Annotated in this window: 21 protein-coding genes and 1 pseudogene; 3 read left to right on the plus strand and 19 right to left on the minus strand. The window is 69.7% G+C overall.

Annotation, left to right across the window (positions count from 1 at the left end):
- The first annotated feature begins 209 nt into the window (after positions 1-209).
- Complete coding sequence (locus tag ACZ562_RS27395) at positions 210-2,036, plus strand: endonuclease/exonuclease/phosphatase family protein (RefSeq protein ID WP_471184194.1); 1,827 nt, start codon at positions 210-212, stop codon at positions 2,034-2,036.
- A gap of 9 nt (positions 2,037-2,045) precedes the next feature.
- Here the strand turns inward: ACZ562_RS27395 and ACZ562_RS27400 are convergent, their stop codons facing one another.
- From ACZ562_RS27400 to ACZ562_RS27425, 6 genes are all read right to left on the minus strand, one after another.
- Entirely contained in the window at positions 2,046-2,786 is a 741-nt protein-coding gene (locus ACZ562_RS27400; RefSeq protein WP_471184197.1) for an SRPBCC family protein, read from the minus strand.
- Positions 2,787-2,801: 15 nt separating this feature from the next.
- Positions 2,802-3,422 (minus strand): ArsR/SmtB family transcription factor, encoded by a 621-nt coding sequence (locus ACZ562_RS27405; protein ID WP_471184199.1) that lies wholly within the window; start codon positions 3,420-3,422, stop codon positions 2,802-2,804.
- A 114-nt stretch (positions 3,423-3,536) separates the two neighbouring features.
- Positions 3,537-4,067, minus strand: coding sequence for a DUF3618 domain-containing protein (locus ACZ562_RS27410; protein ID WP_471184201.1), 531 nt, complete (start codon positions 4,065-4,067; stop codon positions 3,537-3,539).
- Entirely contained in the window at positions 4,064-4,483 is a 420-nt protein-coding gene (locus ACZ562_RS27415; protein WP_471184204.1) for a phage holin family protein, read from the minus strand. Before ACZ562_RS27415 ends, ACZ562_RS27410 begins: the two co-directional genes overlap by 4 nt.
- Before the next feature lie 52 nt (positions 4,484-4,535).
- Positions 4,536-5,228 carry a hypothetical protein gene (locus ACZ562_RS27420; protein WP_471184206.1) on the minus strand — a complete coding sequence of 231 codons (693 nt, stop codon included), beginning with the start codon at positions 5,226-5,228 and terminating at the stop codon, positions 4,536-4,538.
- Positions 5,225-5,359 carry a hypothetical protein gene (locus ACZ562_RS27425; RefSeq protein WP_471184208.1) on the minus strand — a complete coding sequence of 45 codons (135 nt, stop codon included), beginning with the start codon at positions 5,357-5,359 and terminating at the stop codon, positions 5,225-5,227. Before ACZ562_RS27425 ends, ACZ562_RS27420 begins: the two co-directional genes overlap by 4 nt.
- A 171-nt stretch (positions 5,360-5,530) precedes the next feature.
- Here ACZ562_RS27425 and dapA point away from each other — a divergent pair, with 171 nt between their 5' ends.
- Together dapA and ACZ562_RS27435 are read left to right on the plus strand one after the other, a co-directional pair.
- The gene (gene dapA / locus ACZ562_RS27430) at positions 5,531-6,433 is read left to right on the plus strand and encodes a 4-hydroxy-tetrahydrodipicolinate synthase (protein WP_471184211.1); all 903 of its coding nucleotides are present in this window, start codon (positions 5,531-5,533) and stop codon (positions 6,431-6,433) included.
- Positions 6,434-7,026: 593 nt separating this feature from the next.
- The gene (locus ACZ562_RS27435) at positions 7,027-7,530 is read left to right on the plus strand and encodes a hypothetical protein (RefSeq protein ID WP_471184214.1); all 504 of its coding nucleotides are present in this window, start codon (positions 7,027-7,029) and stop codon (positions 7,528-7,530) included.
- A gap of 39 nt (positions 7,531-7,569) precedes the next feature.
- On the opposite strand, the gene ACZ562_RS27440 is transcribed toward ACZ562_RS27435, so the two are convergent.
- The 13 genes and pseudogenes from ACZ562_RS27440 to sufD all read right to left on the minus strand — a co-directional run bounded on the left by ACZ562_RS27440 (position 7,570) and on the right by sufD (position 18,971).
- A complete protein-coding gene (locus ACZ562_RS27440) occupies positions 7,570-7,977 on the minus strand; it encodes an SseB family protein (RefSeq protein WP_471184217.1) in 408 nt (135 codons plus the stop codon).
- 195 nt (positions 7,978-8,172) lie between these two features.
- Positions 8,173-9,135 carry a tyrosine-type recombinase/integrase gene (locus ACZ562_RS27445; protein ID WP_471184220.1) on the minus strand — a complete coding sequence of 321 codons (963 nt, stop codon included), beginning with the start codon at positions 9,133-9,135 and terminating at the stop codon, positions 8,173-8,175.
- A pseudogene (locus ACZ562_RS27450) lies at positions 9,053-9,438 on the minus strand (replication initiator). Before ACZ562_RS27450 ends, ACZ562_RS27445 begins: the two are co-directional and overlap by 83 nt.
- A gap of 48 nt (positions 9,439-9,486) precedes the next feature.
- Positions 9,487-11,523, minus strand: coding sequence for a multicopper oxidase family protein (locus ACZ562_RS27455; protein WP_471184222.1), 2,037 nt, complete (start codon positions 11,521-11,523; stop codon positions 9,487-9,489).
- A 701-nt stretch (positions 11,524-12,224) separates the two neighbouring features.
- A complete protein-coding gene (gene dapD / locus ACZ562_RS27460; protein ID WP_471184225.1) occupies positions 12,225-13,214 on the minus strand; it encodes a 2,3,4,5-tetrahydropyridine-2,6-dicarboxylate N-succinyltransferase in 990 nt (329 codons plus the stop codon).
- Between the two features lie 340 nt (positions 13,215-13,554).
- Positions 13,555-14,100 (minus strand): TetR/AcrR family transcriptional regulator, encoded by a 546-nt coding sequence (locus ACZ562_RS27465; RefSeq protein ID WP_471184228.1) that lies wholly within the window; start codon positions 14,098-14,100, stop codon positions 13,555-13,557.
- A complete protein-coding gene (locus ACZ562_RS27470) occupies positions 14,100-14,420 on the minus strand; it encodes a DMT family transporter (RefSeq protein ID WP_471184231.1) in 321 nt (106 codons plus the stop codon). Before ACZ562_RS27470 ends, ACZ562_RS27465 begins: the two co-directional genes overlap by 1 nt.
- A gap of 199 nt (positions 14,421-14,619) precedes the next feature.
- A complete protein-coding gene (locus ACZ562_RS27475) occupies positions 14,620-14,952 on the minus strand; it encodes a metal-sulfur cluster assembly factor (RefSeq protein WP_131569140.1) in 333 nt (110 codons plus the stop codon).
- Positions 14,949-15,416: a Fe-S cluster assembly sulfur transfer protein SufU gene (gene sufU, locus ACZ562_RS27480; RefSeq protein ID WP_471184234.1), complete on the minus strand. Its 468-nt coding sequence runs from the start codon at positions 15,414-15,416 to the stop codon at positions 14,949-14,951. Before sufU ends, ACZ562_RS27475 begins: the two co-directional genes overlap by 4 nt.
- Before the next feature lie 19 nt (positions 15,417-15,435).
- Positions 15,436-16,692 carry a cysteine desulfurase gene (locus tag ACZ562_RS27485; protein ID WP_471184237.1) on the minus strand — a complete coding sequence of 419 codons (1,257 nt, stop codon included), beginning with the start codon at positions 16,690-16,692 and terminating at the stop codon, positions 15,436-15,438.
- Entirely contained in the window at positions 16,689-17,453 is a 765-nt protein-coding gene (gene sufC, locus ACZ562_RS27490) for a Fe-S cluster assembly ATPase SufC (protein WP_471184239.1), read from the minus strand. Before sufC ends, ACZ562_RS27485 begins: the two co-directional genes overlap by 4 nt.
- Before the next feature lie 7 nt (positions 17,454-17,460).
- A complete protein-coding gene (locus ACZ562_RS27495; RefSeq protein WP_471184241.1) occupies positions 17,461-17,790 on the minus strand; it encodes a non-heme iron oxygenase ferredoxin subunit in 330 nt (109 codons plus the stop codon).
- Positions 17,787-18,971 carry a Fe-S cluster assembly protein SufD gene (gene sufD, locus ACZ562_RS27500; protein WP_471184243.1) on the minus strand — a complete coding sequence of 395 codons (1,185 nt, stop codon included), beginning with the start codon at positions 18,969-18,971 and terminating at the stop codon, positions 17,787-17,789. Before sufD ends, ACZ562_RS27495 begins: the two co-directional genes overlap by 4 nt.
- Between the last annotated feature and the right edge of the window lie 55 nt (positions 18,972-19,026).

Raw genomic sequence — 19,026 nt, forward strand, 5'->3', positions numbered from 1 at the left:
CGCCCGGTTCATCTCCCCGTCAGGCGCCGTACATGGCCGAAACCTTGACAACTGGCCTGACCAGGCACGAGATTGACGCGCGTAGAAATCCGGCGGACATCTGTTCACTGTATTTTCTACGCGCGTCGCCACCCCCACAGGTCGCGGCCCCACGGTTCCACGCACCACCCTCGTCCCGGCGCCCAACGCACGTCCCCGGAGGGATCCCGTTGCCGAGCAAGTCTTCCGCGCGTCTCGCCGCGCTCACCGTCGCCGCTGTGTGCTCCGCGGCGTCCGTCGTCGTCCTCACCTCGCCCGCGCACGCGGACTCCGTTCGCGTCCATGACGTCCAGGGCAGCACCCGGATGTCCCCGTACGCCGGTCAGAAGGTCACGGACGTGGCCGGAATCGTCACCGGCGTGCGCACCTACGGTTCGTCCAAGGGCTTCTGGATCCAGGATCCGACGCCGGACGACAACCCGGCCACCAGCGAGGGCGTCTTCGTCTTCACCAGCTCCACCCCGAAGGTCGCGGTGAGCGACTCGGTCCTCGTCACCGGCACGGTCTCGGAGTACGTGCCGGGCGGCACGTCGTCCGGAAACCAGTCCCTGACCGAGATCACCAAGCCGACGGTCACCGTCGTCTCGAGCGGCAACGCCGTCCCGGCCGCCACGGCGGTCGACGCCAACTCGGTCCCTGCCGCCTACGCCCCGGCCGGTGACCCGGCCGCGAGCAACTCGATCAACGGCCTCACCCTGGAGCCCGCGAACTACGCCCTGGACCGCTACGAGTCCCTGGAGGGCATGAACGTCCGGGTCGCCGACGCCCGTGTGGTCGGCGCCACCGACCCGTACACGGAGCTGTGGGTCACGGTGAAGCCGCGGGAGAACGCGGACCGGCGCGGCGGCACGGTGTACGGCTCGTACGACTCCCAGAACACGGGCCGGCTGCAGATCCAGTCGCTGGGCTCGACCGCCGACTTCCCGAAAGCGAACGTCGGCGACGCCCTCACCGGCACGACCGCCGGACCGCTGGACTACAACCAGTTCGGCGGCTACACCCTGGTCGCCAACCAGCTCGGCACGCTCGAGAGCGCCGGGCTGGAGCGCGAGACAACGCGGAAGCAGCACCGCGGCGAGCTCGCGGTCGCGACGTACAACGTCGAGAACCTCGATCCGTCCGACGCCACGTTCGAGGAGCACGCCTCCGCGATCGTGAACAATCTGAAGTCGCCCGACATCGTGTCCCTGGAGGAGATCCAGGACAACAACGGCGCGACGAACGACGGCACGGTGGCCGCCGACCGGACCGTGCGGAAGCTGGTAGACGCGGTCGTCGCGGCCGGCGGGCCGGCGTACGACTGGCGCTCGATCGACCCGGTCGACGACTCCGACGGCGGCGAGCCGGGCGGCAACATCCGCCAGGTCTTCCTGTTCAACCCGGAGCGGGTCTCCTTCACCGACCGCGCGGGCGGCGACGCCACGACCGCCGTCGGTGTCACGAAGGTGGGCGGCAAGGCGCGGCTGACCGCCTCCCCGGGCCGGATCGACCCGACGAACGCCTCCTGGAACTCCAGCCGAAAGCCGCTGGCGGGCGAGTTCGTCTTCCGCGGCCGCACGGTCTTCGTGATCGCCAACCACTTCAACTCGAAGGGCGGCGACCAGGGTCTGACCTCGCAGTACCAGCCGCCGGCACGCAGCTCGGAGACCCAGCGCCACCTCCAGGCGAGCGCGGTGAACGCCTTCGTCAAGGACATCCACGACGCCCAGAAGAACGCGGACGTCATCGCGCTCGGCGACATCAACGACTTCGAGTTCTCGGACACCGCCAAGATCCTGGAGGGTGACGGCGAGCTCTGGTCGGCGATCAAGTCGCTGCCGAGGAGCGAGCGTTACACCTACGACTACCAGGGCAATAGCCAGGTCCTGGACCAGATCCTGGTGAGCCCCTCGATCCGGCGCGGCTGCGACTTCGAGTACGACAGCGTGCACATCAACTCGGAGTTCGACGACCAGATCAGCGACCACGACCCGCAGGTCCTGCGGTTCCACCCGTAGCGGTGCCGCTCAGGGCCGGCTGAACACTCCGTTCAGCCAGCCCTGCCAGGCGGTTTCGTTCGCCTCGGCGTCGGCGTCGGGGGCGAAGTCGTGGACGCTCATGCCGACCATGTGACCCCAGTGGTTGCGGCCGAAGAAGCGGATGAGGGCGCTGTCGGTGCGCAGCCCGATGAAGTACGGGTTGCGGAAGTCGACCACGGCGTCCAGGAGCCCGCCCTCGGGCCCGCGAGCCCGCGCGCGCTCCCCCGCGGCGGTGTCGTCGGTGAGCCCGAGGGCCTTCCCGACGGCGGCGAGGGCATCCGGGGACTTGGACGCCTCGGGCCCGTCGAAGGTGGCGAAGGCGGCCGTGCGGCCGTCGAAGTGGGTCAGGTACTCGCGCAGGGTGTGCAGATAGAAGTCGGTGTGCTTGGCGGCGCCGTCGTACTGGTTGTCCCAGTCGTCGACGAAGATGCCGCTGTGCACGTACCGCACCCAGGCGCGCCGGCCGCCGTCGCGCGGCTCGACGGTGTAGTCGAGCTGGTTGAGCGTCTGCTCGGAGATTCCCTCGACGTTCTCCACGCGGTTGGTGTAGTGGTGCGGCGGGTCCCAGGCGGTGACCGTGGACCCGAACGGCCCCTTGCCGCCCTCGCGCGGCTCAGGCGGCTCCATCGGCCACAGCCAGCCGCCGGTTCCGGAGGTGAAGGCGTCCCACACCTGCTGCGGAGTGGCGTCGACCTCGAACTCGCGGGCGATCTCGAATTCCTTGGACATGATTGCTCCTGAGTACTACTGGTCCAGTTCGGGGGCGGGCCGGTCCTCGGCCGCGGGCTTGACCGTGGGATGGACGGCGACGACGATCCGGTGGTCCCGGCCGCCCTCGGCGTCCGGGGCGTCGTACTTGCGGATCAGCGCGCCGACCCCCGCCGTCAGCTCATGGATGAACGCGGCCCGGTCGGCGGCCGAGGCGAAGCGCACCTCGCCGTCGAGCGCGTAGGTGGCGAGCCGCTTGCGGGCCTTCGTCGCGCCGGTGATCAGCGAGCCGACGTCCCGCACGAGCCGGGCGCCGAGCGCCAGCAGCCAGCGCGCGGAGAGCTGGTCGCGGAAGCGGTCAGGGTCCGGCTGCACGGAGGCGAGCGCGAGCGGCGAGATGACGTACGACGCCGCGGTCGCGCGCATCAGCCGTTCGGTGACGTTGCCCTTGCGGCGCTCACCGGCCAGCTCGACCAATCCGTGTCTCTCCAGCGCCTTGAGGTGGTAGTTCACCTTCTGCCGGGGCAGTCCGACCTTGCCTGCGAGCATGGCGGCCGACGCGGGTCCGGCGGCCAGCTCGGCGAGCAGCCGCGCCCGTATGGGGTCCAGGGAGACGGCGGCGGCCTCGGGGTCCTCGATCACGGTCACGTCCAGCATGCGTCCACCCTCTCACCGAAAACTTTCTTTGTCCAGACGAGTGAAGTTTTCGGTGAGCGCGAAGAAGAAAGGCCGCATCCCGCCCACGGCACGATGCGGCCTGAGCCCTCCCGGTCACTTCTGGGGGTACCGCCACACCACCACGACGGCCAAGGCCACCGCCGCGCCGACGACAAGCACCGGCAGCGGATGCCGCACCGCTGCCAGGACGAGGGGCCGGGCGGGCTGGGGCACGCCGTGCTCCACCCTGTGCTCCAGGTCGTGACCGGCCCGCGTCGTCCTGTCACGGACGGTGTGACCGGTCCCGATCGCCCTGTCGTGGACCTTGTGCCCGGCCTCCGTAGCCCTGTCGTGGACCTTGTGCCCGGCCTCCGTAGCCCTGTCGTGGACCTTGTGCCCGGCCTCCGTAGCCCGGTCATGGACCTTCTGACCGGCCTGCGCGGCAGTGCTGCGCAGCTGCACGGTCATCGCGCCCGCCTTGTCCCTGAGGTCGGCCGCCCTTGCCCGCGTACGGCTCTTCACATCCACCTTGCCTGCCAACTCCTCCACGGTGTCGCCGAGTTGACTGCGGGTCTGCTCGATCTGCCGCCGCAGCTCCTCGGGCCCCTTCGCACCCCTGCCCTGTGGTGCCGTCCCGTCCGTCATCGGTGCGCCCTTTCCCTGATCTCCTCGACGTCGGCCCTGACGCTGCCGAGGGTCTCCTCGGGCGTGGGCGGTGCGGCGCGCCGCAGCTGAGCGCGGCCGGTCGCGGCCAGCACGGCCGCGAGCGCGAACAGCACAGCCGTCACGATGAGTGCCGCAGCCCAGACGGGCAGCGTCAGCGAGAGCGCGGCAGTGGCCGTGCCGGCCAGGGCGAGCAGGCCGGCGTAGGCAAGGGCGCCCGCGGCGCCGAGCAGGCCGCCGCCACGACCGGCGCGCCGCCCCTTCTGGGCGAGCTCCGCCTTGGCCAGGGCCACCTCCTGCCGTACGAGGCGGGAGAGCTGCTCGGTGGCCTGTCCGACAAGCTCGCCCGCGGAGTGGTGCTGGTCGCGCACCGGCTTGGGTGCCATGGTCCCGGTCACGGTGTCCGCCTCCTCTCGGTCCGGAACCTCCGGGTACCCGGACCTGCCCCCGTTACCCCTGTCCTGCGGCGCCGTGGCCGCGCTCGCCGAACCGTGCCAGCTGAGTCTGGAACCAGTCGAGCCGGGCCTGCAACAGGGCAGCCTCCGCGACGAGTTCGGGCACCCCCAGGCCCTCGGGCGCACCGAGACCGGCCCCCCGCTCCGCCGTGCCGCTCCCGGCGATCACCCGCAGGCCGTCCCCGGCCAGCCGGGCGAAGGCGGCGAGCGACACGGAGGTACGCCCGCGCACGCACCCCGCGCAGGACGGGGCCAGGGCGAGCCACCCCGGCCTGCCCCAGCCGGCGTCGGCGAGCGCCGCCGCGACCGCGCCGCACGCGCACGGTCCCACGGTCGCGGTCCGTACCCGCTGACGGGCGTGGCGGAAGCCGCGCTCGAAGCGGATGTAACGGCCGAGCACGGAGACCTGGAGCAGGACGGCCGCCCGGTGTTCGGCCGTGCACAGCAGCGCCTCGGCAGCCGCGCGGTCGTGCACGCAGTGGAAGCCGCAGTCGCAGCGGCGGTGCGGTGGACGGTGCCGCAGGCCGTAGACACAGGACGCGTCGGCCACGACACCGTACGGCAGCGCGCCGCCGAGCGACACACCGGTGAACCCGGCCCGGGTGCCGTCCTGGGACAGCACCGGGTGGGCGATCTTGTATCCGGTCGGCGGCTCCGTCGGGCGTTCCTCGGGGAGCCGCAGTTTCATCGGGCGGCCGGGACCTCTTCGGGCGCGGGCGCCGCCGGCTCGTGGATCTCTTCGGGGACACGGAGCTCTTCCTCGTGGAGCTCCGGCCGTTCCTCCGCGACTCCGGTGGCGAGTGCCTTGCCGAGCTTCATGACGCCTCCCATGACCAGGGGTCGATGACCGTCCTGGCCATGGTGGCCCATGAAGGGCCGAATTGGACATAGGGCCTGACCCGCTCCACGACCGACACATCAGCATCACTTAGCAATACGTTGTAGAAAAATTAAGTGGAGCTTCACTGTGGCGCTGCCGAGACTACTCCCATGACGACACCCGGCGCCTCAGCCCGCCCCTTCGGCCGCACCCTGTGCGCGATGATCACGCCCTTCACCGAGACGGGCGGACTGGACCTCGACGGCGCGCAGCGGCTCGCCGACCGGCTGGTGTCCGAGGGCTGCGACGGCCTCGTGCTCTCCGGCACGACGGGCGAGTCGCCGACCACGACGGACGCCGAGAAGTCCGCGCTCGTCACGGCGGTCCGGGAGGCCGTGGGCGAGCGGGCCTCGGTCGTGGCGGGGGTGGGCACCTTCGACACCCGGCACACCGTCGAGCTCGCCCTGGCGGCCGAAAAGGCGGGCGCGGACGGCCTGTTGGTGGTCAGCCCCTACTACAGCAGGCCGCCACAGGACGCGCTGGAGGCCCATTTCCGGGAGGTTGCGGACGCGGCCGGGCTGCCGCTGATGCTGTACGACATCCCGGGCCGCACCGGCACCCGTATCGAGCCCGACACGATGATCCGGCTCGCCGGGCACCCCCGGATCGTGGCGGTCAAGGACTGCTCCTACGACTTCCTCGGTACCCAGAAGGTGCTCGCCCGCACGAAGTTGGCGTACTACGCGGGCTGCGACGAGCACAACCTCGCTCTGTACGCGGTGGGCGCGGCCGGGTACATCAGCACGGTCGCCAACGTCGTGCCGGCGCAACTCCGCGCGGTCATAGACGCGTTCGAGGCGGGCGACACCCCCGTGTCCGCCCGCCTCCAGCAACGCGCCACGCCGCTCATCGAGTTGATGATGGCGTCCGGTCTGCCCGGCACCGTCACCGCCAAGGCCCTCCTGAACGATCTGGGCCTGCCTGCGGGGCCGGTCCGCCCGCCGCTGCGGCCCGCCGGCCGTGAGGCGGTCGACGTGCTGATCGCGGCGTACGAAGCACTCGTGACGGTCTGATCAGCGCCCGTGGCCTCCGTCTGATCAGCACTCGTGACGGCCAGCCCGATCAGCGTTCGTGAGGGCCGGCGCGATCAGCGTTCGTGAGGGCCGGCCCGATCAGCACTCGTACGGCCGGCCCGATCAGCACTCGGCGAAGACGGGCTCCCAGCGACCGGCGTCGCCGTCGTGGGCCCTGGCGGAAGCCACTGAGCAGTACCTCCTTGTCACTGCCGATGGTGATCAGCACCAGACGCTGGTGGAACCCAGGAGGAGGTCTTCCACTTCTTGCCCGGGGAGCTGCCCGCGACGAGCTTGGAAATGGCCCCCAGCCTGGGATCGTTGTCGAGCTTCACCTCCGCACAGGGACCCCCTCCCCGAGGCCACGTCGATGACGTAGAGACCGGTGCGGCTCGTCTGCATCTTGGGTGCCCAGTCGTCGGAGTCCACGACCTTGAACAGCTGGTCGGGATTCGAGCCGTAGGTCGTCGCGACCAGCTTGCCGCCGTCGCGCTCCCTTGTGACACGCGCGCCCGCCCGCCGCTATGCCTGTCCGCCGGGAATTCCCCGAAAAATCCGCCCGCCCCGCACCCCCGCCGCCGTACGGTGGCCGCGTGAGCCGCCCACTGCTGTTCCTCGACGTCGACGGCCCCCTCAACCCGTACGCGGCGAAGCCGGAACGGCGCCCCGCGGGCTATACGACGATCAGGGTGGCCGTGTCGCCGGGCCGGCCGCTGCGAGTGTGGCTCAACCCCTCGCACGGGCCTGCGCTCCTCACCCTCGACTACGACCTGTGCTGGGCGACCACATGGATGGACGCGGCCAACCGCTGGATCGCCCCCGTCGTCGGCCTGCCCGAGCTGCCGTACGTCGACTTCGGCAAGGGCCTGTTCGCCCAGCGGCCGGACGGGGTGCACTGGAAGACGGAGGCGATCGTGGCGTATGCCGAGGGCCGCCCCTTCGCCTGGGTGGACGACGAACAGAGCCCGGCGGACGAGGCGTACGTGGCCGGCCACCACCCTGGGCCCGCACTGCTTCACCACGTCAGCCCGCGGACCGGCCTGCGCACGGCCGACTTCACCGCGCTCGCGGAGTTCGCGGCGGCCGCGCAGGCATGACGGTCCGGACGGCGGGCATCGAGGCAGGACGCCCGCACGTCAGACGAGGCAGCGGGCGAGCAGCCACCGCGCCTGGTGAGCGGACAGGGTCAGCTCGTCCTCGTCGCCGGCGTCGATGACCAGCACCACTTCGTGGGTCGGCCAGCGAGCGGCCAGGTCCCGCAAGGTCACAGGCCGGTAGCAGGGCACCTTGGGAAAGGCTCTGAGCAGCCGCTCCTCCGAGGTGAAGACCATGACCGCGGGGGCGTCACACACGCTTTCGACCACCGGCAGCACAAGCCGCACGAGTTCGCTGCGGTCACGCGAGTAACGGATCCCGCCGATCGCCGGAATGAGCACGTCGCAGCCCGCCAAGGCCTCCAACGCCCGGAGATCGGGCGCGCCGGCCAGGTCCCGCAGAGCCTCGCGAGCCACGGATTCGAAGACCTCTGCCGGGATTTCAGTCATAGCGCCGCACCTTTGCTGCACGAGCCGTCCCCCCGACACCACTGACCGGCTATCCGCGATCGGCCCGGTCATGCGGTGAGCGGACACACAAACGCCCTCCCGGCCCGCCTCGGGGCCGTGGAGGGCGCTCGATCGTCAGGCCGCCACCAACGGTGATCAGTTGTGGCTGTTCTGATTGTGGTGCAGGTCAGGGGGTCAGCTTGCCCCGTGGGCCGTATCGGGGCCGTCATCGGCGCTGTCCGGGTTCCGGAAGACCCGGTCGACGGCGGCCCGGGTGCGGGCCTCGCTCTTCGGCATCAGGTGGGTGTACGTGCGGAGCGTGAAGCTGGGGTCGTGGTGGCCGAGGTACTCGCTGAGGGCCTTGATGCTCTCCCCCGCGTCCGGGAGCACGCAGGCATAGAAGTGGCGGAGGGCGTGCATGCCGTTCTCGCGGCCGAGGGGTATGCCGGCCGAAGTGAGAGCCGGACGCCACGCCGACCGGTTGAAGCGGAACCGGTGCAGCCACTGGCGTCGGGCGTTGACGAACAGCAGCGAGGCCGTGACGGGCGGGCCGTCCGGGGTCTTCCAGGGCAGGGTGACCTCTACCGGCTCGTGCTTCGTGATCTGCGCCGCCAGCGCGAAGGAGACCGTCTCCGGCAGCGGTACGTAACGTTCCTTGCCGCCCTTGGGTGGGCCGAAGACCGCCTGCACGCCTCGGATGAGCTTGACCTGCCGAGCGACATGGACCGTGCCGCCGAGGAAGGCGGCCTCCATCAGGCCGAAGATCGCGCCCTGACGGAGGCCGCAGCCTGCACCCAGCGACATCATCTCCTGGTAGGCATCGGGCAGCGCCTCGTGCATGCCCATGACCCGCTCGACGGACCACGGCTTGACCTTGCGCCCGTCGAGGGAGGGCGCCCGGACCGAGCGGGCCCGGCATGGATTCTCGGCGATGATCCGGTCTTCCACGGCAGCCGTGAACACGGCCGAGACGTTGGCGAAGATGGACCGCCGGTATGAGGCCGCGCGTCCTGTCGCATCCAGCTGTCGCATCCACGCGCGCAGGTGCGAGGGCCGGAACGCCGCCATGGGGTGATCACCGAGGTACGGAAGGGCGTGGACCCGCAGCCGGATCTCCACGCCCTCGCGGGTCACCGGGTCGATGGTGAGCGCCGCCATCCATTCCCCGGTAGGTGTCGCCCGCGTACATCCAGGCACAAGACGGGCAGCGGGAGGCCCGGCGGTTGCCGCAGGCGACGCGGAGCGTCCGCCCGGCTCGTGCTCGGTGGTGTAGTGGTGCAGAGTCTCGCCGGTCGTCTTGTCCTTGTGGAGGACCCAGCCGCTCAGGTGGATGGGGTCCGCGCAGCCGCCGGTGCGGGGGATCTGGTCCTGCCAGCGGTCGAAGCCCGGAGACCCGGCCACCCGGAGGAGGTCCCCCAGAGTGGTCGGGTCCAGGCCCGCGAAGGTCGCGGGGTTGGTCATGCGCGGCCCCCCGCGAGCTGGACGACGGGGGCGGGCATGGTGCCCGTGTCAGTGGTCCTTCTTGTGCCTGCCTCCGATTTGGTACGGCCGCATCATCTCGTTGTCCTCGTGCTCGACGATGTGGCAGTGCCAGACGAAGCGACCAGGGTGGTCGAACGTTGCCTTCACCCGGGTGATTTCTCCCGGATAAGCGATCACGGTGTCTTTGAAGCCACGCTCCCAGCTCTCCGGCGGAACGGGTGGCCCATTGAACGGTTGCCGGTTCACCACCTCGAACGCCACCTCGTGGATGTGGATCGGGTGGGCGTCTGCAGTGAAGTTGTACAGCTCCCATGTTTCGGTCGCGTTCAGCCTCGGGTTCTCCGTGACCGGGTCGGCCCAGCCGAGCAACACCGGATTGCCGGCGGCGTCGACCGTGCCGAGCAAGGTCTCGACCGGTGTGTCAGGCGGCACTGGGGGGACGCTGGTTGAGGTCACCTCATTGAGGGAGAGCCGGCGGGTGACGCTCGCCGAGCCGAGTGGCCTGATCTTGGGCAACTTGAGCTTGTCCGGCGGGACGCTCTTGTCCTTGCTCACCAGCGGGCCGACCACGAATTTCATCACCTGCCCGGTAGTGTCCGGATCCGCCGCGTCGAAGGGAACGCCCCGGCCGCCGAAGGGCGCGTCCGGTCCTTCGTTGATGAGGTACAGCTCGGTGCCTTCCGGAATCCCGGTGAAGTCGACGATGACGTCGGCCCGCTCCGCGTTGGCCAACAGCAGCTGCTCCAGCTGCACCGGTGCGGGCAGGAACCCGCCCTCGTTGCCGATCTGCCAGAACGGTACAGCCGACTGGGCCGGCCGGGCGGTCGGATTGTCCGCGATCTTCAGGATCAGGAACCGGGCATTGCATCCGTTGAGGAAGCGCAGCCTGTAGCGGCGCGGCTCGACCTCGAGCTTCGGCCATGTCCGACCGTTGACCACCATGGTGTTGGCGAAGAATTCGGGGTTCCAGTAGGGCGATACATCGGTGGTGGGAATGTACGGCCCCGGGAACCCGTCGAAGAATTCCCGGCTCGTGGGGTAGAACAGCGAGCCGTCTGAGTTGAACGAGCGGTCCTGGATGGCCAGGGGGATCTCGTGGTACCGCGTGCCCGGTGGATCGCCGAAGGCGGGCGCCGGCCCGGGCAGAACCCCCTTGGGCAGATCACACTCGCCGCCGCGCAGCAGATAGAACCCGGCTGGCCCGGCGTACACGTTGAGCCGGGTCATACCCAGGGTGTGATCGTGGAACCAGATGGTCGCCGCCCGCTGGCGGTTGGCGTACTGGAAGGTCGCGGTACCCGGCTCCCACGTCAGGCCGTGCTCATCGGCGAACTCCTCCCGGAACTCGTTGTAGAACGAGCCCACGGTGGCGAATCCAGGAGGGATGTTGTTCGCGCGTGGCAGGTACCACGCTTCGGCGTAGCCGTCGCTCTCCTCGGTGGAATGCCCACCGTGCAGGTGAGTGACGATCGGCACGGGTCCATCATACGGAGGCGGCGTCTCGGTGAACGTCGGCCGGGAATCGCGCCCGGTATCGCCGCCGGGCGGGTTCGCCCAGTGCAGGGTGGGGTCGACCGTCAGCAGGTGCGGGAGGAAACGGCCCTGGTCGTCGACGAGATCGTTCACCCAGGTGACCCGGACAGGCTGATCGACCCTGGCCTCGATGGTGAACGACGGGTAGTTGAAGGTGTTGTTGTCCCCGAGTGAGCCGTATCCCCATACGGTGGTGGACGGCAGAGTGGGCGGCAATACCTGCTGGCTGAACTGCCGGACGCCGATGACGTATGTGTCGATGTCGTGACGCTGCGAGTGGCGAGCCATCGGCATCACCGGCGGGATCACCAGGTCGGTGACGTATTTCGGGATGGTTGTGGGGTCCAGGGTGGGGACTGGGAATTTGCCTGCAGATCCGGCCCTAGGGGCCACCACGGTCCCATTCGGAAGTGCCACCGCCCCATTAAGGCTTGGAAGGACCAGGGCCGTCCCGCCAACGGCCCCGGCTACGAGCACGCCTCTTCGTGCAAGCATTTCTCTCGCCTTCTGCGGCCCGCGGGCGTCGATCATTTCCTCACGGATGTTATGTCGCGCACACAATGGGTAGCGGGACTTGTCTGGCGTGTCGTCAGATTGTCGGGTCTGAGCGGCGTGCGGTGCTTCTAGCCGTGCCAGGGTGACTGTGATCACGCTGGTGAAAGGCCAATGCTTCGCGAGGCGAAGAGTGCGGCGGCTGGCTGGTGGTGACCACTTGGGCGCCGGCGGGGAACAGCCGCAGGCGGAGCTGGCGGGGGTTTCCCACAGGCGCGGCTCCGCGCAACGACTCCAGGCACACCTCTGAGTCACGCCACCGGCTTCACCGGTCGCTCCGTACGGCCCGGACACGGCTCAACTCTCAATGATCGCCCGCAGGAGCGAAGCCGCCGCCGGATCAACGGCTGGCCAAGTGTGCCACCACGGCAGTGACGGCAGCGGTGACGGCAACGCCGTTGTATGCCAGCGGACTTGCCCGGCCGTCGGCGGAACGAATGACAGCAGCTCCGGCCGAATGCCAGGGCTATGCCCGCATCTTCTAAGCGCCTGACCAGCCGCCGGGAAGCGAAACCCCCGCCATGGGGGAGGGTCTCCCCCCAACGCACGAGCGCCCTCCCGGGCCGTCCTGGGGCCGTGGAAGGGCGCTCAACGATGACCAACGCCGACAACTGCCGACAGCTCAGCAGCAAGTCAGGGCGTTGATCGGTAAGGCGGCCGCAGGTCGCGGCCGCCGATGATCAGTTGTGGCTGTGCAGGATCTCGTTCAGGCCGCCCCAGACCGCGTTGTTCGGGCGGGCCTCGACCGTGCCGGTGACCGAGTTGCGGCGGAAGAGGATGTTCGAGGCACCGGACAGTTCGCGGGCCTTGACGATCTGGCCGTCGGGCATGGTGACCCGCGTGCCGGCGGTGACGTACAGGCCGGCCTCGACGACGCACTCGTCGCCGAGCGCGATACCGACGCCCGCCTCGGCGCCGACCAGGCAGCGTTCGCCGATGGTGATGCGGACGTTGCCGCCGCCGGACAGGGTGCCCATGGTGGAGGCGCCGCCGCCGATGTCGGAGCCGTCGCCGATCACGACGCCGGCCGAGATACGGCCCTCGATCATCGACGTGCCGAGCGTGCCGGCGTTGAAGTTGACGAAGCCCTCGTGCATGACCGTGGTGCCCGAGGCGAGGTGCGCGCCCAGGCGGACCCGGTCGGCGTCGGCGATGCGGACGCCCTTCGGTGCGACGTAGTCCGTCATGCGCGGGAACTTGTCGACCGAGGTCACCTGGAGGTGCAGACCCTCGGCGCGGGCGTTCAGCCGCACCTTCTCGATGTCGTCGACGGCGACCGGGCCGAGCGAGGTCCAGGCGACGTTGGCAAGGAGGCCGAAGATGCCGTCCAGGCTCTGGCCGTGCGGCTGGACCAGACGGTGTGAGAGCAGGTGAAGGCGCAGATAGGCGTCGTGCGTGTCGATCGGCTTCTCGTCGAGCGAGGAGATGACCGTGCGGACCGCGACCACTTCGACGCCCCGACGGGCGTCCGGCCCGATCGCCGCGGTCGCGCCACCGCCGAGCAGCTCCGCGGCCCGCGTGGCGGAGAGCCGCTCCGTGCCGGAGGGGCCGGGCTCCGCGACCAGTTCGGGCGCGGGGAACCAGGTGTCGAGGACGGTGCCGTCGGCGGCGATCGTGGCGAGCCCGGCGGCAACGGCGCCGGTGGTGCGAGGAGCAGTCGTGTCGGTCATGAGGGCAACCTAACCGGCCGGAGGCCACGGAGGCCAACCGCCGGAGGGGGCGTCTCAGGTGCCGGGCGGTACTTCGCGCACACCCGGCCGTCCGTTGATTGCGGACGAGGCCGTCCGGGCCGGAGCGGGGGTCCGGGAGCGGCAGCTCCCGGCGACGCTCCCAGGGCCGCCGTCCGCCGTCCGCTCACCGCCAGCACCGCAGCCCCCGCCAGGACCCCCAGCCCCGCACACAACGGCCACAAGAGTCCTCGCACCGCCTCGTACAGCGCCCCGCCGAGCCCGCATGTGCAGTATCCGGTCATGGACATCGCGGCGAGTGCCGGGCCGGCGCTCGCCGCGGTCACCGGACTCGCGGAATGACCCGCGCCAGCATCTCCCGCGCGCCCTCCTCGTCGTACGAACCGCCCGTCAGCAGCACCTGCAGGCAGATCCCGTCCATCAGCGCGACCAGTGCCCGCGCCGTGACCGGGTCCGTGCGGCGCGAGAGCCGCTCGGCGAGGTCCTCGGCCCACTCGGCGGCGACGGGCCGCAGGGCGGGGCGGCGCAGGGCGGCGAGGTAGAGCTCGTACTCCAGCTCCACGCCGGTGCGGTCACCCGCGAGCCACTCGCCCATCCAGCCCGCCAGCTCGGCGGCCAGGTCGGCACGCGCGTCCGTCAGGCCCCCGCGGGCCGCGATCACCTTGGCGAAGCCCTCGTTCGCCTGCCGCAGCGCCGCGACCATCAGCTCGTCGAGGGTCTTGAAGTGGTACGTCGTGGAGCCGAGCGGCACATCGGCCTCCGCGGCGACGGAGCGGTGGGTCAGCCCGGCGAGGCCCTTCTTCCCGACGACCCTGATCGCCGCGTCGATGATCCGCTGCCGCCTCTCTGGGTCGTGACGCCGGGGCATCAGTGCGCACCTCCCATGTTCAGCACCACGACCCCGGCGATGATGATCGCGATCCCGAGGGCCTTCGTCACCGTCATGCCCTCGCCGAGGAACACCATCCCGATCGCGGCGATGGCCGCCGTGCCGACACCGGACCAGATCGCGTACGCGGTGCCGACGGACACGGACTTCAGCGTCTGCGCGAGCAGCGCGAAGGAGAGGGCGTAGCCGAGGACGGTCAGCAGCGAGGGCACGACCCTGCTGAAGCCGTCGCTGTACTTCATGGCGGTGGTGGCTCCCACCTCGGCGCCGATGGCAACGGCGAGCAACAGGTATCCCATGTGTACAAGCGTACATAACGGCGGGAGAGATCGTTTTGGACAGGAACTCTGACGGCCTGCCAGGCTCCCCGGCGAAGGGCCGGGCGGACTCGGCGTGCCGGCTGGTGGACGGGCTGGCCTGGGCACACGGGAAACACGACGACCACGGGAAACGGCGACGTCCGCAGGGGACGTCGCCGTTTCTCGAGTCAGTCGGCCGTCAGACGTTGAACCCGAGCGCCCGAAGCTGCTCCCGGCCGTCGTCCGTGATCTTGTCGGGGCCCCACGGCGGCATCCAGACCCAGTTGATGCGGAGCTCGCTCACGAGGCCGTCCGTGGCGGACTTGGCCTGGTCCTCGATGACGTCCGTCAGCGGGCAGGCCGCCGAGGTCAGGGTCATGTCGACGGTCGCGATGTTCGCGTCGTCGACATGGATGCCGTAGATCAGGCCCAGGTTGACGACGTCGATGCCCAGCTCGGGGTCGACGACGTCCATCAGGGCCTCGCGGAGCTCCTCCTCCGAGGCCGGCTTCATCTCCACGGTGTCACTCATGCCGTCTTCCTTTCGGCGTCGGCTCCGCCCAGCGCCTGGGCCGTCGCGTCCTTCCACGCCATCCAGCTCAGGAGGGCGCACTTCACCCGCGCCGGGTACTTGGAGACACCGGCGAACGCGACCGCGTCCTCCAGCACCTCCTCCATCGCGTCGTCGGGCTCGATCCGGCCCTTGGACTGCATCAGCTCCAGGAAGGTCTCCTGGATCTTCTGCGCCTCGGCCAGTTCCTTGCCGACGAGGAGGTCGTTCAGTACGGAGGCCGAGGCCTGGCTGATGGAGCAGCCCTGGCCCTCGTACGAGACGTCGCTGATCGTCGTGCCGTCGTACTTCACGCGCAGCGTGATCTCGTCGCCGCACGTCGGGTTGACGTGGTGCACCTCGGCGTCGCCATCCCTAAGACCACGCCCGTGCGGGTTCTTGTAGTGGTCCAGGATGACTTCCTGGTACATCGAATCCAGCTTCATGCGATCTCTCGCCAACCCCTCAGCCGAAGAAGTTCCGTACGTGCTCCAGGCCGTCCACCAGCGCGTCGATCTCGGCCGGCGTGGAGTACAGATAGAACGACGCCCGCGTGGTCGCAGGAATTCCGTAACGGAGGCAGACCGGCCGCGCGCAGTGGTGGCCGACCCGGACCGCGATGCCCTGCTCGTCGAGGACCTGGCCCACGTCGTGCGGGTGGATGTCACCGAGTGTGAAGGAGATCGCCGCGCCCCGGTCCTCGGCCGTGGTCGGGCCGATGATCCGCAGGTCGGGGACCTCGGCCAGCTTCTTCACCGCGTACTCGGTGAGCGCGTGCTCGTGGGCGAGGATCTTGTCCATGCCGATCGAGTTGAGGTAGTCGATCGCCGCGCCGAGACCGACCGCCTGCGCGATCGGCGGGGTGCCCGCCTCGAACTTGTGCGGCGCCGGGGCGTACGTCGACGAGTGCATCGACACCGTCTCGATCATCTCGCCACCGCCCAGGAACGGGGGCAGGTCCTCCAGGAGCTCCTGACGGCCCCAGAGGACGCCGATGCCCGTCGGCCCGCACATCTTGTGGCCGGTGAAGGCCACGAAGTCGGCCTGCAGGGCCTGCACGTCCAGCGGCATGTGCGGTGCGGCCTGCGAGGCGTCGATGCAGACCAGCGCACCGACCTCCTGCGCGCGGCGCACTATCGCCTCGACCGGGTTGACCGTGCCCAGGATGTTCGAGACGAGCACGAAGGAGACGATCTTCGTCTTCTCCGTGATGATCTCGTCGATGTCGGACAGGTCGAGACGGCCGTCGTCGGTGAGGCCGAACCACTTGAGCTTCGCGCCCGTGCGCTGGGACAGCAGCTGCCACGGCACGATGTTGGAGTGGTGCTCCATCTCCGTGATGACGATCTCGGTCTCGGAGTCCACACGGTAGGGCTCGTCGGCCCAGCCCAGCATGTTCGCCACGAGGTTCAGCGACTCGGAGGCGTTCTTGGTGAAGATCACCTCGTCGCGGCTCGGCGCGTTGACGAACGCGGCGACCTTGTCGCGCGCGCCCTCGTACAGCGCCGTGGCCTCCTCGGCGAGCACATGCACACCGCGGTGGACGTTGGCGTTGTAGCGCTCGTAGTACTCGTTCAGGGCGTCCAGCACCTGGCGCGGCTTCTGCGAGGTCGCCGCGTTGTCCAGGTACACGAGCTTCTTGCCGTCGTGGACGAGTCGGTCCAGAACGGGGAAGTCCTTGCGGATCGCCTCGGTGTCGAGGAGGCCCGGCAGCTGTGTCACGCGGATGCGCCACCCTTCGTGTATGCCTCGTAGCCCTCGTCCTCCAGCTTGTCGGCGAGCTCGGCGCCGCCGGACTCGACGATGCGACCGCCGGAGAAGACGTGGACGTGGTCGGGCTTGATGTAGCGCAGGATGCGCGTGTAGTGCGTGATCAGCAGGGTGCCGACCTCGCCCGTCTCGCGGACGCGGTTGACGCCCTCGGAGACGATGCGCAGCGCGTCGACGTCCAGACCGGAGTCCGTCTCGTCGAGGATCGCGATCTTCGGCTTGAGCAGCTCGAGCTGGAGGATCTCGTGGCGCTTCTTCTCACCGCCGGAGAAGCCCTCGTTGACGTTGCGCTCGGCGAAGGACGGGTCCATGTTGAGGCGCTCCATGGCCCCCTTGACCTCCTTCACCCAGGTGCGCAGCTTGGGCGCCTCGCCGCGGATGGCGGTGGCGGAGGTGCGCAGGAAGTTGGAGACCGAGACGCCGGGGACCTCGACGGGGTACTGCATCGCCAGGAACAGGCCGGCGCGGGCGCGCTCGTCGACGGACATCTCCAGGACGTCCTCGCCGTCGAGCAGGACGGTGCCCTCGGTGATCGTGTACTTCGGGTGACCCGCGAGCGAGTAGGCGAGGGTCGACTTGCCGGAGCCGTTGGGGCCCATGATGGCGTGCGTCTCGCCCTGCTTCACGGTGAGGTCGACGCCCTTGAGGATCTCCTTCGTGGCGTTGTCGGCCTCGACGGTGACGTGCAGGTCTCGGATTTCAAGCGTTGCCATGGGTGCCTCAGGACTCCTGGGTGAGGGAGACGAGCACGTCGTCCCCTTCGATCTTTACGGGGTATACGGGGACGGGGCGCGTCGCGGGCAGGCCGGACGGCTTGCCGGTACGGAGGTCGAAGCTGGAACCGTGCAGCCAGCACTCGATCTGGCAGTCCTCCACCTCGCCCTCGGAGAGCGAGACGTTCGCGTGCGAGCAGATGTCATGGATCGCGAACACCTCCCCCTCGGTCTTCACGACCGAGACCGGCGTGCCGTCGAGTTCCACCCGCTTCGGGGTGTCCTCCTCCAGCTCGCTCAGCCCGCAGGCGCGTAGGAACGTCGACGAGGCAGTCATGCGACCGATGCCTCCAGCTCCTCATCGATCTTGGCGATGAGGCGCTCCTCGATGTCCTCGACGCCGATCTGCTGGACCAGCTCGGCGAAGAAGCCGCGGACCACCAGGCGGCGGGCCTCGTGCTCCGGGATACCGCGGGCCATCAGGTAGAAGAGCTGCTCGTCGTCGAAGCGGCCGGTGGCGCTCGCGTGCCCGGCGCCGACGATCTCGCCCGTCTCGATCTCCAGGTTCGGCACGGAGTCGACCCGGGCGCCGTCGGTCAGCACCAGGTTGCGGTTCATCTCGTACGTGTCCGTGCCCTCGGCCTTGGCCTCGATGAGCACGTCGCCGATCCACACCGCGTGGGCGCTGTCACCCTGGAGCGCGCCCTTGTAGGCGACGTTCGACTTGCAGTGCGGGATGTTGTGGTCGACCAGGAGGCGGTGCTCCTGGTGCTGGCCGGCGTCCGTGAAGTACAGGCCGAAGAGCTCGGCCTCGCCGCCGGTGCCGGCGTACTGGACACGCGGGTGGAGGCGGACGAGGTCACCGCCGAAGGTGACGACGAACGACTTGAAGGTGGCGTCCCGGCCGATCAGCGCGTTGTGCTGGCCGACGTGCACGGCCTTGTCGTCCCAGTCCTGGACCGAGACGACGGTCAGCTTGGCGCCGTCGCCCAGGATGTAGTCGACGTTGGCGGCGAGCACCGCGTCACCGGTGTGGTCGATGACGACGACGGCCTCGGCGAAGGCGCCCAGCTCGATGACCTGGTGGCCGTAGGCGACCCCGCCCTCGCCGTGCACGGCGATGCGGATCGGCTCGGTGAGCACCGCCTCCTTGGGGACGGTGACCACGCCGGCCTTCTCGAAGGCCGAGTACGCCTGGGCGGCGACGCGGTCCACCGGGGTGCCCGCCCTGCCGAGCCGCGCGTCGTCACGGCCGACGGTCTCGACGGTGACGCCCTCGGGGGCCTGGACATCGACCTTCACGCCCTCACCGGTCGCGACGGCGGTGCCGTCGTGCAGGCCGCGCAGCCGCTCCAGCGGGGTGAACCGCCACTCCTCCTCGCGGCCGTGCGGGACCGGGAAGTCCGCCACGTCGAAGGAGGGCGGCGCGCTCATGCGCGTGGCGACGGTCGACTCGGCGGCCACCGCGATCTGGCCCGCGGTGGTGGAGCCCACGGGGATGTTCTGAGCCTCAGCCATGGCTGTCGGTCTGCTCTCTTCCTACGTCAGAAATTGCTGGCTGCTGTCGGGGGCG

The organism is Streptomyces sp. NPDC040410, from assembly GCF_055595715.1.